At 48.6% G+C, this 18054-nt stretch carries 12 protein-coding genes; 6 read left to right on the top strand and 6 right to left on the bottom strand.

Going from position 1 to position 18054, the window contains the following annotated elements; all coding sequences use genetic code 11:
- Window positions 1-1782: copper amine oxidase N-terminal domain-containing protein (locus tag H569_RS0108905; protein ID WP_027364716.1), on the top strand; the 1782-nt coding region annotated here is incomplete at its 5' end.
- A gap of 209 nt (window positions 1783-1991) precedes the next feature.
- Window positions 1992-3704, top strand: coding sequence for a stalk domain-containing protein (locus H569_RS0108900; protein WP_027364715.1), 1713 nt, complete (start codon window positions 1992-1994; stop codon window positions 3702-3704).
- A gap of 137 nt (window positions 3705-3841) precedes the next feature.
- Here the strand turns inward: H569_RS0108900 and H569_RS21295 are convergent, their stop codons facing one another.
- The 6 genes from H569_RS21295 to H569_RS0108870 form a co-directional block, all read right to left on the bottom strand.
- Complete coding sequence (locus H569_RS21295; protein ID WP_027364714.1) at window positions 3842-4690, bottom strand: stalk domain-containing protein; 849 nt, start codon at window positions 4688-4690, stop codon at window positions 3842-3844.
- Window positions 4691-4946: 256 nt separating this feature from the next.
- Window positions 4947-6086, bottom strand: a complete 1140-nt coding sequence (locus H569_RS19805) for an ABC transporter permease (RefSeq protein ID WP_238492511.1) — start codon at window positions 6084-6086, stop codon at window positions 4947-4949.
- Between the two features lie 69 nt (window positions 6087-6155).
- Window positions 6156-7295, bottom strand: a complete 1140-nt coding sequence (locus H569_RS0108885; RefSeq protein ID WP_027364713.1) for an ABC transporter permease — start codon at window positions 7293-7295, stop codon at window positions 6156-6158.
- A gap of 38 nt (window positions 7296-7333) precedes the next feature.
- Window positions 7334-8035 (bottom strand): ATP-binding cassette domain-containing protein, encoded by a 702-nt coding sequence (locus H569_RS0108880; RefSeq protein WP_027364712.1) that lies wholly within the window; start codon window positions 8033-8035, stop codon window positions 7334-7336.
- Between the two features lie 24 nt (window positions 8036-8059).
- Window positions 8060-9127: an HlyD family secretion protein gene (locus tag H569_RS0108875; RefSeq protein ID WP_034630049.1), complete on the bottom strand. Its 1068-nt coding sequence runs from the start codon at window positions 9125-9127 to the stop codon at window positions 8060-8062.
- Window positions 9128-9166: 39 nt separating this feature from the next.
- On the bottom strand, window positions 9167-9784 hold the full coding sequence (locus H569_RS0108870) for a TetR/AcrR family transcriptional regulator (protein ID WP_027364710.1): 618 nt from the start codon (window positions 9782-9784) through the stop codon (window positions 9167-9169).
- Between the two features lie 615 nt (window positions 9785-10399).
- Here H569_RS0108870 and H569_RS0108865 point away from each other — a divergent pair.
- From H569_RS0108865 to H569_RS0108850, 4 genes are all read left to right on the top strand, one after another.
- Complete coding sequence (locus H569_RS0108865) at window positions 10400-12811, top strand: S-layer homology domain-containing protein (RefSeq protein WP_027364709.1); 2412 nt, start codon at window positions 10400-10402, stop codon at window positions 12809-12811.
- 423 nt (window positions 12812-13234) lie between these two features.
- Window positions 13235-13708, top strand: coding sequence for a MarR family winged helix-turn-helix transcriptional regulator (locus H569_RS0108860; RefSeq protein WP_034630046.1), 474 nt, complete (start codon window positions 13235-13237; stop codon window positions 13706-13708).
- A 38-nt stretch (window positions 13709-13746) separates the two neighbouring features.
- Window positions 13747-14901, top strand: a complete 1155-nt coding sequence (locus tag H569_RS0108855) for an efflux RND transporter periplasmic adaptor subunit (RefSeq protein WP_051273493.1) — start codon at window positions 13747-13749, stop codon at window positions 14899-14901.
- A 13-nt stretch (window positions 14902-14914) separates the two neighbouring features.
- On the top strand, window positions 14915-18040 hold the full coding sequence (locus tag H569_RS0108850; protein WP_027364706.1) for an efflux RND transporter permease subunit: 3126 nt from the start codon (window positions 14915-14917) through the stop codon (window positions 18038-18040).
- Window positions 18041-18054: the final 14 nt, after the last annotated feature.

The following is an 18054-nucleotide window of genomic DNA, read 5'->3' as shown; positions in this document are numbered from 1 at the left end:
GGTCGCGTTGGATCCGGTGACGTTGACATCGTAGTAACAGATGACCCCACATTCAGCGACAACGACACGACAACCATTCGTGTTGATGAATCAGTAAACGACACCCTGGACAACGAAGCCGAGAGCCTGAAATTCACCCTTCCGAACGGTTTTGAGTGGGGCGCAGTATCCAAAGTAACCGTACTTTGGGGCGAAGCCAGCGTAAAAGTTAACAATGGTGCAACCCAAACCATCTCCGGCGCTCAATTGGAGAACGTGCTTAAAGCAGCATTTACTGCCGACAATAAGAAACTCAAATTAAACCTGGCAAGCATCAAATACGATATTAACGGTGACGGAACTGTTGATACCCTTACCGAATTCAGCAGTACCAAAGCCATCTCCTTTAAGTTTGAAGCACCTATAACCGTATCAGATGAAACCGAAGCACAAGTTGGCGACGTAGTAGCCCAGATAGACGGCGACACCAGCCACAACCAGAACGAAATCGTCGTCGGCCATTACGGGCAATTTGAAACAAGCATCAGTGCCGGTGAACCCACCAACATCGTATCCGGTCAACTGGCACAAAAGATTGCCGACATCAAAATCAAAGAATCCATTAAGGGGAGCCTGGTACCTGGACGTACCCTGCTGCTGACCCTGCCCTCCAACTACAAGTGGGGTAAAATCGACACCGACAGCGACAACAGCGCGGGCCTGACCTTTGAAGGCTTCCCCGGCAAAGACGGTAAAACAGCAAAATGGACATTTACAGGTCCGTCCACAGACGCAGCGGAACTGACCCTTTCCGGAATGGAAGTGGCCGTTGAACCCGGCACTACAGGCGACCTGGTCATCGAAGCAGGCGGGACAGCCGGTCTGACCGGAGAACTGACCGTAGCCAAAGTAAGCCAGCCGGTAGCCATTAAAGCATCAGCCACACCCGTACTGAGCATTGGTAAAAACGGCCAGGCGGTAGGAGACCTCACCGTTACCGAGAATGTGGCCGGTGCCATAAGCGACAACAACGACCTGATCCTCCAGCTGCCCGAAGGCTTCAAGTGGAGCAAATACTCCGACATCAAAGTAACTGAAGGCAACTTGAAAATTGACGATGGCGGCATAACCACGGGCAACAACGACAGAGACCTGATTATCCCCATCGACAGCGACAGCAGCGTAGCCAGCACCATCGAGCTGAAGAACCTGGAAGTCGGTGTGGACCGCACCGCTCCCGAGGGGGACGTAACTGTTAAAGTTAAAGGCGCTGCAGTAGGCGAAGTAAACAACGAATCTGATGTAAAAGACGAATATGGCACTGCTGTTGGCGGGTACCTGCGAGTAAGCGACAAGGATTGCTTCCCTGTTAACAGCGACTACCAACTGTTCCCTGAAACAGCTACCGCTGCCAAGACTGTCCTTGCAACAGTGGGCACTCCGGCTCCCGGCGAGAGCAAGTTGACCACCACCGTTACCCTTGGTGACAACGGCAGCTACATCTCCGGCGGCAGGATCATGGTACAACTGCGCGACGCAGCCAATGCGCTTGGTGTGGCCCCGCAGAACATTTTCTGGGATAACGCGACCAAGACCGCTACCTTTATCAAGGGCGACCGCGTGGCCCAGATTACCGTGGGCGTAAGTCAGGTTAAACTGAACGGCGTGGCTCTGCCCACCGACAAGGGCGCGGAACTGAAAGACGGCCGGACATTCGTGTCCCTGTCCCAAGCCGGTATTGCCCTTGGCGCCGCAGCCAGCTGGGATAACACAACCAAGACCGCCACGCTGACTGTCAAATAGCATTGAATTAGTTATTGAGTTATTTAACCAGTCAATAACAAAAGCGCTTGTTACCTGTTTAATTCGGGTACAAGCGTTTTTGCTTTTAAAATTACAGTTTAAAAATGCTACAATTTGACTGTTCTAATAAAACAAATTACAATAACATGGAACAAAAAGTACCTTTTAGCAGTCCATAATATAAAAAAATATTAAATGGGGTGGAACATTTGCAGAAATTTTTAAAGTATATTTTTTTAGCAATATTCATTTTAACTGGGACTGCTGTTTCGGCCAGCGCCGATAACGAGACCAAAGCAATAACAATAACGTTAGGCGAGCCGCTCGCTAAGGTAAACGGGGAGCCATATGAAATGGAAGTTGCCCCCCGCGTCAGCGATGGTTCTACTCTGGTACCCTTGCGTTTTATTGCTGAAAATTTCGGCGCAAAGGTAAACTGGAACAATGAAACGAAAAATATAAACGTTTTGCAAGTAGAATTGGAAATACAGCTGCAACAGGGCAGTAAAGAGGCGTTGGTTAACGGAACGGTACATACAATTGGAGCAGCGCCGGTTATTGAAAAGGGTGTCACGCTGGTACCTCTACGTTTTCTGGTGGAAAACATGAATTACGGGTTAGTTTATATGCCGGAAACAAAGGAAATAAATATTAAACAGCTGCCGCCGCCCAACAAGCCCCCTGTGGCTGATTTTACAATAAAAAAGGATACGGTTGACCAGGGGGAAACAGTTGATTATGAAGATAACAGCAAAGATCCCGACGGGGACCAAATTGTGGAAAGAAAGTGGTCAGGAAATGAAAGGGCTTTTTTTGCGACGGGGGAATATACTGTAACTTTGACGGTCAAGGATAGCCGGGGTGCGTGGAGTAAGCCCTGCACAAAGGTGGTCAAAGTGACCGGAGAAGTATTGATGGACAGGCTGACATATAACCTGCACAACCCCATTCCGGGCGAACCACTGGGGAATATTAATCTACCGGTATTACAACTACCCATGGTGGATCCTGCAGTAAGTATGACCAGGAATAAGGTGCTTGTCAGCGATAGCCCGGAGACCGTAAGGGAAGACGGAATATTGTACAGCGATACCTTGAAAGGGGAAAACCGGCTTTTTTACCACCATCTTAACGGTTCCAGTGAAACGAAAAGAATTTATCTACTGGCAATAAATCAGGGTGACAAGCCGGTTAAATTAGCGGTAAAAAAATTTGGTGTTGCCGGTCCCGGCGACCCCATGACAATAGGGCGTACTGCTGCTTACCGTTACTTTGACTTTAATCCAAGCGACGCGCGATTTCTAGAGTTGCAGCCGGGCGAAAAAGCAGTTCTGAATAATGGTGACCAAATTCAAATCAAACCCAATCAAACCGTGCATGGCATGTTTGATATAAATGCGAGTGATAACCTGTTATTTGCGGTGGTGGCAGTGGGCAGCCAGGACCCGATCAATATGTATGAAAAACTTCCGGTTCTTCCCAGGGACGAAAAACACATCCGGGGTACCTTTCCGATGGCTGACCGGTCAATGTCGGTGCAGGTGGACGGCGGGCAGCCGACAAGGTTAATCATAGCAGACGGTAAAGATGATGCGTTCTTATACGGCAAGGATACAAATACCAGCACCATGGGCCGTTATGGCTTGCTCGGCAACAATAGCGGCAACTACGGTGTGGTTTACCGGGTAAGAATTCATTCCAAGCACCGGGTGGGGGTTATATTCTCACCCCGTGGGGGCGTATTTGCCGGGTCCGGAGAATGGGACGGAAAGGCTTTTAATTTGCCCAACCGAGGCATAATGCAGCCGCAGACGGAGTTCGCCATGATCGGTGTAATTGGATCGGGGGAAGAGAAAGTGCTGGAGTTTATACCTCCGGCCGGGTCATACCTTCCGGTAAACTTAATCTTTATACCTTTTTGAGATACTTGCGGTTGTGGCTTGGGCTATTAGGAACGCTATTAGGAACATATATTGTTATATTATATAGAGGTATTAAAAAACGCCGTAGTAAAACACTACGGCGTTTTTTATCCAATGCTTGTGTGTTTTTGGTTAAATTATTCCTTTCTGAAATACTTTTCCATCTCTTGTACCAGCAATGGATTGCCGTTAACCTTAAATTTTTTGGTTAAGTAAGCCGTTGTTCCATTAACTTTGCCGGCAGCAATATCCAGCCACAGCTGTTCACCGACAGTGATTGTAACAGAGGGACTTGAAACAGTGCCTTCGCCTGTAGATAATTTGCCATCTTTAATGCTGACGTAATACTTGCCGGGATGTCCCTCGTTAATAATAAACTGGTAAGTGATAGACTTGCCTTTAGCCTTATCTGGCAGGAAACGGGCATGCATTCCGTCCAAGTATTTTTCAAAAGGTGTTTTAGCTGCGCTTTTATTAGCTGAGGTGCCTGGGTTTTTTGAAGTTGAAGTTTCCGTTTGTTTGGGCTGCGATTGCGGCGCCGGTTTTGCCGGGGCTGGTGCAGGCGCGCCGCTCGAAGTTATTTTAACTGTTGATGTGCTACCGTCCCACTTTACGCTGGCGCCCAGGGCTTCACTGACAAAACGCAGCGGTACCATGGTGTTGCCTTGATACAATTGGGCAGGTGTATTTAAATTGACCTTTGCACCGTTTCTGTAAGCTTGCCCGCCAATAACCAGCTGAATTTTAGTGCTGCCTTTGGTGGCAGTTACAGTTTTAGAGGAGGCGTCCCATTTCACACTGGCGCCTAAAGCTTCGAAAATAGTCCGCATGGGTACAAGGGTACTGCCGTTGTCAATAATCGGGGGAGTTGAGCAGTTTAAAATCTTGCCGTTCAGGGTAACCGAGGGAGTTTTCGCCTGGGCCGGTGTAGCAATTAAAACGATCAATAAAGCCGCAACAAGAAATAATAAACATTTTTTACGCAAAGGCGTTACCTCCTAATAAATTTAAAAATCCTGGATTAGCTACTTCCTGTAAAAGTTAAAAAATACAGAAAAACCCGTATTCATTTTATGGCTCTGTTCACTCCTTTCAAAAAAGATACTTTCGCCCCTGAGCTATATATAAATATAAAATGAATTAGCCGTAAAATCAAGAAATTTTAATCAATTTAGATTAAAGTTTCTTTTTAAAAATTTTATACAAAAAAATTTTAAAAATATAGGTGTTTACAGTCTATTATTATCCCGGAAACTTTCTGTGTTTGTCGAAGGTCATTGCCGGCAATAGCGCCGCCACAGACATTGCGGTCAGTGCAAGAATATGGCTGACTAGGTAATGAAACCCCAATCCTTTCAGGGTGGCCAACCGAAAACCTTCAGACATCCAGGTGAAGGGCAGCAAATGGGCCAGTTTGTTTATATAAGGCGGTATATATCTGCTTGGCCAGGTGTAACCGGAAATAATGAACATAGGGACAGACAGCAGCATTATGTACCGGGTAACCTGCAATGAATTGGCTGCCTTTACCGAAATATAAAAGCCCGCAGCATTGATAACAAGAATATAAATTACACCTAAAAGGATTAATAATAACAGTGAGCCGCTGATTTTTACGTGTATCAGATCACTGGCAAGCCAGAGCAGCAGGGCGTAGTTAAAAAAGCCGCCGGTATAATAGGGCAGACATTTGCCCAGGAAAATTTTCCATGGAGGTACTGATGAACTGAGAAACTGAAGCCAGCTATTTTGCTCTTTTTCCCTGGTAACAGTTAAACCGACACTTTGCAGTCCAATCTGGTGCAGTATCATTAAAATGATTCCTAAAAGGATAAAGGTAGCATAACTGTACGTGGGGTTATACCATACTTCCATGTTTAAGGAAATTGTGTCCATATTATTATGGACTTCCTCTTGGGTTAAACCCAACCCGGCCAGATAAGCTGCTGTATGATCGATATTAAAGCTGTTAATTACCTCACGGGCGTATTTCCTGGTATTATAGCCCCAGATAAGATTGGAGCTGTCATAGACCATTAAAACTTTAGTGTTTTGATGCAAGGAAACCTTCTGGGCATAGTCTTCGGGGATCACTATGCCGGCCCGCACCGTACCGTCTCTCATTGCCTGTTCCAGTCCGTGGTAGGTATTTATTTGTTTATTTAATTTAAAGTACGGACTGTTGGCAAAAGCAGTAACAACTTCCCGGCTCAATTGTGAGTTATCCAGATCAACTACGCCCAGGGGAATATTGTTTAAAACTCCTGCGATATAAACCGTGCCGAGAAGCAAGGTGTAGAGAAATGGCACGAAAAATATTTGCCCTAAGAGCAGTCTGTTTCGTAATATGTGAATCGTTTCATAATAAGTTATGTTTAGCACCTGTCGCAAGTGAGATCCTCCCTGCATGAAATTTATCCTTCGAATGGAGAAGGCCAAGGGATTATGCTGTTATTTACGTAAAGTCACGATAGCCGCCACCCCATAACAGGTGACTGCAGTAAGGGACAGAATCAGAAAGTAATGTCCAATAAATGCCGGCCCGGGGTTTTTAAAGGTTAAATAATTGATACCCTGAAAAAACCAGGTCTGTGGCAATATTTTTACGGCTTGCTGCAGGTAATGGGGCATTGACTCCATTGGCCAGGTATAACCGGAAAGTATAAAAGAAGGCAGTGCAATCAGCATGCCCAATCTAATGGAGTCTATGGCACTGTGACTCAAGCTGGAGGCTAGTGTACCAATACTGTGCAGGGCAAGAGTAAAAGCCAGTGTAAACAATAGCAGCAATCCAAAATTGCAGTGCATAGGGATATGCAGGAAAATATAGGAAATAATATAAATGGGTAGAACCAGAAGCATAAACATGGTCACCTGTACAATTGATTTACTGAAAAACAATTTAAAAACAGAAATGCCGGAGGCCTTAATCTGGTACCAACTCCTGCGCCCGGTTTCTCCTATTACGTTCATACTGGCAACCAGCGTGCAACATTGCTGCCATATGTTTAAAGTTAAAGCCAACACTAAAAAATAAGCATAATTCAAGGTGGGGTTAAACCACGGCTCTTCCCGAATATTAATACCCTGGTAAGCCTCCTGGGCCTGGCTGAAGTTTATACCGTTAGATACCAGGGCATTGATGCCTGCCCGGGCGCTGATAGTGTGGGTAACAGTCATAACAGCACTGGCGGCGTTAGTAGCATAAATCATATTACTGCCGTCCACCGCAACCAGGACAGTTGCCTGGCGGTGCAGGGCAACCTTTTGGCCCAGATCCTCCGGAATAACTATACCTACCACAACACGGCCATTTTTAATTAACTCCTCCAGATCCTGAAAGTTAGGGGGATAGGCTATAACCTTTAAATATTCAGCATTTTTCATGTCCTCAACCAGCTGACGTGCGGTGTCGGACCGGTCCAAACAGACTATGGCTGTGGGTATGTCTTTGATTGCCTGAGCACTGTAAGTAGCGTAAAATAAAAACAATCCCAGCAAAGGTCCAATGAGCAAGAGGTTTCTCAGACCCCGGTCCCGCCACATATAAGTTATTTCCCGGTACATTACGGACAGGCCTTGCTTAAACATAATGATCACCACTTTTGAAAAGTTGAGTTGCTCCAATATTAATGAAGTAGCTTGTGTTTTTCATTTATTTGAAAAATATTGCGATATTCTTTTATCAGCTCACCGGGCCGGTAAACGATAATTTCTCCTTTATCCAGCCAGCCTATCCTGTCCATGTAAGCACTAAATTTAACTCTGTGAAACGCCCAGAGGCAAGTACCTCCAGTGGATAAATAATTTTTTATTGCTTTGGCAATTAATTTATAAGAATGGAAATCAAGGCCGTCAATTAATTCGTCGATCAGTAATAACTTGGGTGCATTTACTAATGCACAGGCCAGGGCAAGACGCTGGTAGACACCTTCATCCAGTGTTTCTACCGGTTCATTTAAGTAACTTTGCAGTTCCAGTTGCTCCACCACCTGCCTGATGTTTTGTGAGTCGGCCTTTTTTAGTGCGGCGATAAAGTCCAGGTTTTCGCAAACCTTTAAATCCTGAAAAAGGCTTCTTTCCTGAGTTACCAGCCCTAAATGGCTTTTAAATCTTTCGGTTTTTCTGATATCGTATCCCATGATCCTGACACTGCCTGCCGTAAACCTGTCAATACCAGCCAGAATATGCAGCAGGGCTGTTTTACCGGCGGATTTGTTGCCGAACAAACCGAAACATTCTCCTGCCTGAACTTCCAGGGACACTCCATTAAAAACGCTTTTTTTTCTTATAACCTGAAGCAGATCTTTGACTTCTATAATAGGTGGCATAGCTGAATCCCTCCAATGTTAATTTTATTCCTCAAGCAGCTTTACCACAGCAGTCATACCCACCTTCAGTGTCAGGTCCGGATTGGGGACAGCCACCTTTACCTCAAAACTGCGGATATCGTGGCTAAACTGTTCGTTAACCGCCTTTTGCACAGCAAAGTCTCCGGCATCGTTGATCCAGACCACCTGGCCCCGGAAAATCTTGCCGGGATAGGCGTCTACTTTAATTTCCGCCTCCTGTTTAAGGTGTACCCGGCCAATTTTTTTCTCATCAATAAAAAGCTTGACGTATGTATGCTTCAAATCGGTAATTTCCAGAACAGGGGTACCGGCGTTGGCCATTTCCCCCTGCTCAAGATATTTTTGGGTGACATAGCCGGTTTGCGGTGATTTTAGCAAGGTGTTATCCAAGGTGGCTTGGATTTCCTTGACAACTCCCCGTGCCTGTTCAGCTTGGCCAAGTGCAGCCTGGTATTGTGATTGGGATACCTGCACCTTGATGCGGGCTGCCAGTGTCTGGCTCAGGACAGCCTGGGCCTCTTTTAATTGGTTTTGAGCCAAGGCATAGCCGGTGGTTGCTTTGTCGTAGTCATCGTCGGAAATGGCCTGCTCTTGGTGCAAGACGGTCATCCGGTCATATGTCTCTTGAGCATTATTTAGGCTTGCCTCTGCTTGGGCCACTTTAGCACGGGCCTGATCTATGGCAGCTTCCACCTGTTGGTCGGTTAACGAAATGGCCTCACTTGCTTCGCGGGCCTGAGCCAGGGCTGACTGGTAGGCACCCTGAGCCTGACTTAGCTTAGCCGCTATTTCTATGCTCTCCAGTTTGGCCAGTTTCTGCCCTTCCTGCACTTTGCTCCCTTCGTCACAATAGAACTTGACTATTTTCCCAGGTACTTTAAAAGAAGCCATCACACTTTTCGCTTCCACCGTTCCTGTGGTAGTTAAGCTTTTTTGTTCTTCGGCGAGGGCACTTTGTTTGCTGGCAAAGTAAATATGAAAAATAACTATGGTGGCAATTATGAGCCCCAAAAACAGGACTGCCACCAAGGTTTTTTGGAGATTAATTTTTGTAAAGGCACCGGCAGACACTTTTTGATCCTCCCTCTGATTTAAGTAACAATGATTAAGTTAACAGGAGATGCCTTCAAAAATCAGTTCAAGTATATGCTGCAGCCTTTTTTCCAGCATCGCCGGGGAAGTTATGTCTTCCTCCCACATAATTTGCAACATGTACCGGCGGGTGAAGTAATGAAGGCACAAAGAATTCACACTCACCAAGAATTGGCGAATATCAATATTGGGCCGGAATATTCCTTCCTGAACCCCTGATTCCATAATCTCATTTAAAGCGGGCCAGCTTTCCCAAAGATAGCCGGGCAGTAATTCCCTAGCATATTTTCCGCCCTGCATGGCCTCCCAGCCCATAATGCGGACATACTCAGGATTTTCCGCCAGAAAATAAAAGTAACTTCTAATAACCTGCTCAGCCTTTTCCCTGGGGCTGCTGCCCTCTCTGACAGCCAGCTTACCCGTAGTATAGATTTTGGCAAAATTTCTACTCAGCACGGCCTGGTACAGTTTTTCTTTATTATCAAAATAATAATAAAGCATGCGTTTATTTATTTCTGCCAGCCCGGCAATTTCATCTACCCTGGCGCCGTCTAAACCTTTTTGGGCAAAAATTTTTTCCGCTGCCCGCAGAATACGTTGTTTGGTTTCCTTAGCTTTTGATTCAATATCTTTCAATGGCAACACCATCTTTCGATAATTAACTAACTAATTAGTTAATTATCATTTTATAACCATTTTCGTATTTGTCAATAAGGTGCCGGGCTGTGCGTCCGAGCTAGGTCGCCTTATATAGCGGGTGCGAATCCCGCCATGCCATCGCCCCGTGTTAGGGTGCCATGATGACACGGGGACGGGGTTGTTGACAACATATAAAAACGTTACCCTGGCAGTTAACTCAATACAAGCTCTCAGTAGTTCGAGAATATCCGAACAACAAAAAAAGGCAGACCAAGAGGCTGCCTTTTTTGTGTCATAATCAGCTAAAACCCGGCCTATATGCTATTCTTCAAGCACCTTAGCAAAACTCTTTGGCCCACCAGTTCCAAATCCACCTCATAAGTATTACCGGCCAAGCTTGCCCAACCCGTCTTATCTACTTTGCGTTCATCTTCCCACAGAAATATTTCCGTAAACTCTTTATAGTTGTCGTCAAATCAGTGCAGAGGATTTATCCTTACTTGGCAGGATTTGGGCTATAGCTGTCGAAATAAATATAAATTATTAAAAGCAAGTAGAGCAAGTGTGTAAAGGCAAGTTTGGTGCAGAAAAAATACCGGGGGAGTGGATTTTATGATGTGGAAACAAAGCCTGCTCAAGGGATTGGCGGTTTTATTGCTGGCCATGCTGCCGACCTTATTTTTTAGCGGAGCGGCACGGGCTGATTTTTCCGATGTCAAGTCCGACCATTGGGCTGCTAACATCATTAAAACAATGTCGGGCCGGGGCGTTATAGGCGGTTACCCGGACGGGACCTTCAAACCCAACAATACCGTCAGCCAGGTTGAAGCAGTTTGCATGGCCGTTAGAACATTGGGTTTGCAGAATTCTTCAACCGGTACACTTCCTCAAGTTTCATTCCCTGTTCCCAGTTATGCGGTAAGTGATGTTAAACTGGCATTGCAGCAGGGGTTGATCAAAGATTCCGATCAGTTCAGCGCCTACAGTGCTGCAAACAGGGCCTGGGTGGCCAGGCTGCTGGTGCGGATGATCGGTAAAGAAGCGGAAGCCGAGGAAAAATTATTAATGCCCGTATTTACGGATACTTTTAAAATACCGGATTGGGCTGTTTATTATGTGAGGGTGGCCCAGGACAACAAGTTGATAGCAGGCTATCCTGATAATTCATTTAAGCCCGACCGTGAAGTAACCCGGGCGGAAATGGTATCTTTTTTAAGCCGCGCATCAAATGCATTGCAGGGAACGGGCGGCAACAATGCCGGGCAGCAGGCGTCCAGCACTGTAAGCGGACTGGTGGTAAAAATTTATCCGGAATTAAGCGCCTTTGTGGTGGAGGAGGCTGGGGGGAATCTAAAAACTCTTTACCTGCCGGGTAGCGCTTCCGTTTCTGTTGTGGGCTCCAGCGCCCAGGGTTTAAATGCGCTTCAGCCCGGGGATGAAGTAAGTGTTGGACTGGATGCGCAAGGTTACGTTTTGAGTATAAATGTTAAATCAAAAAGCGGCTCTTTGGCAACAGAAGGGGTCGTATATGACTTGGACCAGGAAGCCGGGCTTTTGACCCTTCAATTAAGTGATGACCGGTTGCAGCCTTACAGGTTGAGCGGCACGGTCAATGTTACCGCTCCGGGTGTTCGGCTGCCCGCCTTGAATGATATTACTACGGGTGACCGGGTTAAGGTAACCGTACAAGACAACGAAGTCACCGGAATTGAAATATTGGAGGTTGCCTCACGGCTTACTTTAACAGGTAAGATTGTGGCCTTGAATATTGCAAAGAATTTTATCAACCTTGAAGTGGACGGCAAGCTGTATGTCTACACTTTGCCTGCGGACGTGCAGGTCAACATTTCCGGTACGACCGGCGCTTATGTTTCCGATTTGCAAGAGGGGGACACGGTTTCGGCGACAATCAACGACGGCGCGGTAACATCAATAACCGTTTTCGGGCGCCAGGCTGAAAATGATTTTACCGCCACCGTCATGGCCGTTGACACGACAAACGACCGGGTCACCCTGAAAGACCGCACTGGGACGATAGATGTATATGATGTTTTGGGCAATGCGCGTATCATTGTGGATGATGACGATAATGCAGACTTAAGTGATGTTAAAAAAGATATGGATGTCAAGATTCGCCTGTTTGACGGGGACATCATCTATCTGGCAACCGACAATAAGGTTGGTGGTGTAATCACCAGCATTGATGCCGACAGTTTGATTATGGAATTCCAAAGGGACAACGGTGATAAAGAAACTTATTTTATATCCAAAAATGCCGACGTCAACAGCCAGGATAACCGGGACGAAGTTGACGAGCTCAGGCGGGGCGATTATGCGTACCTAGTATTATCCGGCGATAAAGTGGTGGAAATCGATTTGCGGAGCACTCTGATTTGCAGGGTGGAAACAGTCAGGGATACTTTAAACCGGCTGGATGTGGTGGATGAAGAGGGGGACAGTAGATGGCTCCATATCAGGGACGGCGCGGAGTTGATTATCCCCGGCATAACTTATCCCGATGTGGCGGATGTGAATATAGGCGACCTGGTGCGGGCTGTTTTCAGCGGCAATGATTTGAAGACGGTTGAAGTGCTCAACCCGCAGTACGGGCAGGTAACTTTTATCGACACAACCAGAAGCACCGTAAGCCTGAAGTTGTTCAACGGCAAAACCGCCTTGCTGTCCTTCAGCAGTGGCAGCAAGGTTGAAAGCGACGGTAAAGTATACTCGGCAATCAGCGTCCTGGCTGTCGGAGACAGGATGGAAGTTATCGAAAACGATGACGGTGGTTATATTTTTAGGGTTATGGATAAAGTGTCCAGCAAACTGGCCTATAGTGTTGATATTGATGAGGACAGTATTTATTTGGTGGAAGGAACCAGCTGGAAAAAATACGACTTACAAGATAATGTATATATCCACAATCCCGGCGGCGTCACTATAGGTAAAACCAATCTTAAAAGCGGTTACAAAGTTACTGTATATATGTTGTGGGATATGATTTATGAAATAGTATTGGAATAACGGGTCGGGAGTTGGAAGTCAGAAGTTGGAAGTCGGGAGTCGGGCGCAAAGCATGTATCCGGTGCCTGGCGCTTAACTTGGGACAGGTGCTAAACAGGCGCTCAGTAAATTTGCACTCCGTAATTTAATTTTAAATATCCCAGCAACTGATAAAGGCAGCCATATGGCTGCCTTTTGTGCCCTTTTATAAAGGCAAGGGGGCGCAAGGCACCAAACTTGTTACACGTGCGACACAAGTGGTGGAGGCGGTTCATGCTTGCTCTTTATCGGGAGAGCAAGCAAAAACCGTCCCCATTTAAGCACAAGTTAACAGGTTAGCCAATTGACAACCTTCAATAGAAAGAATAAACTTAACCTAGTGAATTATTAATTCTGCAAATAATAATTGGAAAAACAATTTGACAAAGTAAGGAGGGAGGGAGAATGAAACAGGATGTGAAGCAGGAAGTGCTTAACCGCTACTTTGACCGCCTGGACGAAATGGTGCAGTACTTTTTGCGCCGGATGCACCAGGAACTGGGGGACGCAATGGAAAAGGGGGTAACGCGCAATCAGTTTGTGCTGATGAATATTATTAACGATCAAGGGCGGGTTACGGTTTCCAAGGTGGCCGAGGACCTGTACGTGTCTCTGAGCGCCATTACTGCGCTGGTGGACCGGCTGTGCCGGGCCGGGCTGGTGGCTCGTCACCGGTCCGAAGAGGACAGGCGGGTGGTGTGGCTTGAGCTGACGGAAGAGGGCCGGGAAGTGGTACGCGGCTGCGTGGAGGGAAGGCGCAGGGTCCTCCAGCGCTACCTCGGGCAGTTGTCTGAGGAAGACCTGTTACATATGATTAATGTCTACGAGAAGATAATTGATATGATCCGTCGGGAAGAACTGGGGAAAGACACAAAATAGCAGGATTTAGCTAAAGAAGATATATGCGCTAAAGGGGGTTGTCGATTATTAAACACAAGGTCTTTATTCTATTAGCTGTTTGGCTGGTTATCTTATCGGCCCTGGCCGGCTGCGGCGGCAAACAACAACAATCCGCTGAGGGAAAGGAAACGGTAGTTCCCGTTAAAACAGCTGCTGCGGTGAAAGGTGTGCTGGCGGATACAACTGTCGTTTCCGGCAAGCTTGAGGCCCTGGCATCGTCTGATGTTGTTCCCGGCGGTCAGGGCGGCAAAGTCTATTCCGTTAACGTCGCCCTTGGCGACAAGGTGAGCAAGGGCCAGGTGCTTGTCACCCTGGAGAACGAAGCACAGGCTGCCGCCGTCCGGCAGGCCAAAGAGGGTGTGGCCCAATGCGAAGCCGCGCTGGAAGTTTCCAAAATCAATTACGAGCAGGCCAAAGCCAATTACGAGCGCGGCAAACAATTATATGAATCAGGGGCGATAGCGCAGGCCGGCCTGGGAGGTTTTGAAACCGCTTATGAGATTCCCTATAAGCAGGCCAAGATTGATTTCGAACAAGTCAAAACGGCGGCGCTGGCCGCTGCCAGGGCTACTTTGGCCAGCGTCCGGCAGCAGTATGACAACTGCTTTATCAAGTCACCCATCAACGGGGTGGTTACCGCTGTGAACGTCGATCCCGGCGAGCTGGCCAGCCCGGCTTCACCCACTCCGGTGGTTTCTGTGGTCAATTTGGCCAAAGTCGTAGTAAAAGCAACGGTTACTGAAAACCAGATTAACGCGATCAAACAGGGTCAGAAAGTTCCGGTGCTGGTCAGCGCTGTATCAGCCACGCCCTTCACCGGTGTTATCACCAACATAGCCCTGGCGTCCGACCCGGTAAGCAAGGCGTATCCCATTAAAGTGCAAATTGATAATCCTGATCAAAAATTAAAGCCCGGCATGTTTGCCGAAGTGCAATTGGCCGGTGAAAAGAAAGAAACCCTGGTTGTGCCCAGGGAAGCCGTGGTAAAAATAGACGGCAGGGATAACGTTTGGGTCATCAACGACAATAAAGCCGTCAGCCGCCCGGTCACAACCGGCGCCAGCGACGGTAAGAATATAGAAATTAAGGACGGGCTCAAAGAAGGCGAACAGGTGGTTGTCTCCGGTCAGGACTCACTGCAGGATAATGTTAAAGTCGAAGTAAAGAAATAGGTGAAACGAGCAGATGAAAATAACTGAATTCTCGATTAAGAGACCGTTGTTCATTGCTGTGCTCGTTGCCGTTGTACTGATTCTGGGCGGCGTTTCTCTAAGCCGCCTTAATATTGACCTTTACCCCGAGATGAACCTGCCCGTGGCGGTTGTTGTGACCGATTACCCGGGCGCGGGCCCCCAGGAAGTTGAAAACCTGGTCACGCGCCCTTTGGAATCGGTTTTGGGCACCGTCAGCGACCTGGATTCGATCCGGTCGGTCAGTTCCACCGGTTCATCACTGGTTATTGTCATGTTCAACTGGGGCACCGACATGAATTTCGCCTCCCTGCAGATGAGGGAAAAGGTCGATTTAATCAAACCCATGCTGCCGGACGGTGCCGGCAACCCGGTGGTTTTTAAAATGGACCCCAACATGCTGCCCATTATGCAGATGGCGGTATCCGGGCGTGACCCGGTAAAGGTCAAACAGGTTACGGAAAATTACATTCAACCCAGGTTGGAACGGGTACCCGGCGTGGCCGCCGTTAGGGTTATGGGCGGCGCCCAGCGGGAGATCCAGGTGTTGGTGGACCAGTCCCGCCTGCAGGGGTACGGGTTTGGCATCAACCAAATCGTGCAGGCGCTGAAAACAGAAAACATGAACGTCTCCGGCGGCCAGGTGGAAGAAGGCAAAAAGGACCTCCTGGTCCGGGCGACCGGTGAGTTCAAAGATGTGAATGATATCAGGGACCTGGTGTTAACGTCGCCCGCGGGGGTTAAGGTGCACCTTTCGGACCTGGCGGAAATCAAGGACGGCACCAAGGAAGCCACCCGTTTAAGCCGGGTGAACGGCAAGCCGGGCCTGACCATCATGATCAACAAGCAGAGCGTGGCCAATACCGTCCAGGTGGCCAAGGACATCAAAAAAGCCCTTGCGGCGATGCAGCCCGGTTTGCCGGCTGACTTTGAAGTTAAAGTATTGCTGGACCAATCTGAATTTATTGAACAATCAATTCAGAGCGTGGTCGACAAAATCTTTTTCGGCGGCATTTTGGCCATGCTGGTGATGCTGGTGTTCCTGCGCAACCTGCGGAGCACGCTGATCATATCGACGTCAATCCCCATATCAATAGTGTTTACTTTTGTGCTGCTTTACTTCAACCATATGACCTTGAACGTGATCAGCCTGGGCGGGCTTGCCCTCGGGGTGGGCCTGATTGTTGACGATGCCATTGTGGTTTTGGAAAATATCTACCGCCACAGGCAGCAGGGCTATTCACTGGTGGATGCGTCCAAATTGGCCACCGCCGAGGTGGCCAGCCCGGTTATCGCCTCAACGCTGACCACCATTGCCGTGTTCCTGCCCATCGTATTCGTGGAAGGGCTGGCTTCCCAGCTGTTTAAGCCCATGGCGCTGACCGTATCGTTTTCCGTGGGCGCCTCGCTGGCGGTGGCCCTGACCCTGGTGCCGCTTTTGTCGTCCAGGTTTTTGAAATTGTCGGAGCCCAAAGAAACCACGCTAACAGGCAGGATTTACGGAATTTCTGAAAAGTGGCTCGACCGTTTGTATGCCCGTTACCAAAAAATGCTGCAGTGGTCATTAGGGCACAGGCGCTGGGTAATTACCGGCGTGGTGGTGCTCTTTATCGCCAGTATGGCCTGTTTCCCCCTGGTGGGCGCCGAATTCATGCCCACTATGGATGAGGGGTACGTCAAGGTCCAGGTGGATTTGCCCAACGGTACCAACCTGGATGAAACCGACCGCTACATAACCGCTATAGAGAAACTGGGTGAAAAAATACCGGAAGTCCGGAATATATATTCCAGTGTGGGTTTTACGGGCAGCGAAAGCATGGGCGGCGAATCTGGCAGCGACCGGGGGCAGGTATATTTTGAACTGGCCAAAAAAGGCGAGCGCAACAGGTCCTCCGAAGCCGTGGCCGAAGAAATCAGGGGTATGGTCAAAGGCATGCCCGGCGCGGATATTACGGTTTCCGCCACCGGCCCGGCTTCCGAAGGCCAGGGCACGGGCTCGCCCATACAGATCGATATCAAAGGTGACGACCTCAATACGTTAAAACGACTGTCCAACGAGGTTGCGGATATAGTTAAGCAGGTGCCCGGCACCACGCAGGTTACGACCAGTTTGGCGGAAGGGCTGCCCGAGATCCAGGTGCGGGTTGACCGCGAAAAGGCCGCGCAGTACGGGCTCGGGGCGGCGGAAGTGGCCTCCACGCTGCGCACCGCTATTGAAGGTTCCGTGGCCACCCAGTACCGCACCGGTGAAGACGAGATCGATATCCGGGTGCAGCTGGCCAACGCCGCATCGGCCCGCCCGGCCGACTTGAAAAACCTTAACGTAACGTCGCAGACGGGCCTGTCCGTGCCCCTCGGCACGGTGGCCGATTTTGATGAGCAGGAGGGGCCGAGCACCATTAACCGGGAGGACCAGTCCAGGTATGTTTCCATTACCGGGGACCTCAGCGGTCGGGACTTGAACAGTGTGACCAAAGACATCCGCGCCAAGCTGGATAAGCTGCCTTTGCCGCCCGGCTATACCTTTGAATTCGGCGGCCAAAACGAGGAAATGATGAAGGCGTTCGGCAACCTGGGACTGGCGCTGATACTGGCAGTTATCCTGGTCTACCTGGTGATGGTGGCGCAGTTTGAATCACTGCTGTATCCCTTTATCATCATGTTCTCCGTGCCGGTTACCGTTATCGGTGTTATCTTCAGCCTTCTGCTTACCGGCAGGTCTTTCAGTGTGCCGGCATTTATCGGAGTGATCCTGCTGGCGGGTATCGTGGTGAAAAACGCCATCGTGCTGGTGGACTACGTCAATGTTTTGCGGGGCAGGGGTATGGAACGCGACGAAGCCATTCTTAAAGCCGGTCCCACCCGTTTGCGGCCTATTTTGATGACCGCGCTGACAGCGATACTGGCCATGCTGCCCATGGCCATGGGCATCGGCGAAGGCTCCGAGTCCCAAGCTCCGATGGCCACGGTGGTGGTCGGCGGCCTGCTGTTTTCAACCCTGATCACTTTGCTGCTGGTGCCGGTCGTTTATACCATCCTGGACGACCTGGGCAAAAAACTCAAGCTCAAGAGGAACAAGGGGCGGAATAACGGGCTGCATGAGGGCGGATTAACCGGTTAAATGATCAAGCCCTT

It is taken from the genome of Desulfotruncus alcoholivorax DSM 16058 (assembly GCF_000430885.1).
Lineage (GTDB): Bacteria > Bacillota > Desulfotomaculia > Desulfotomaculales > Desulfallaceae > Desulfotruncus > Desulfotruncus alcoholivorax.
This window is presented reverse-complemented; position numbering and strand designations above follow the sequence as displayed.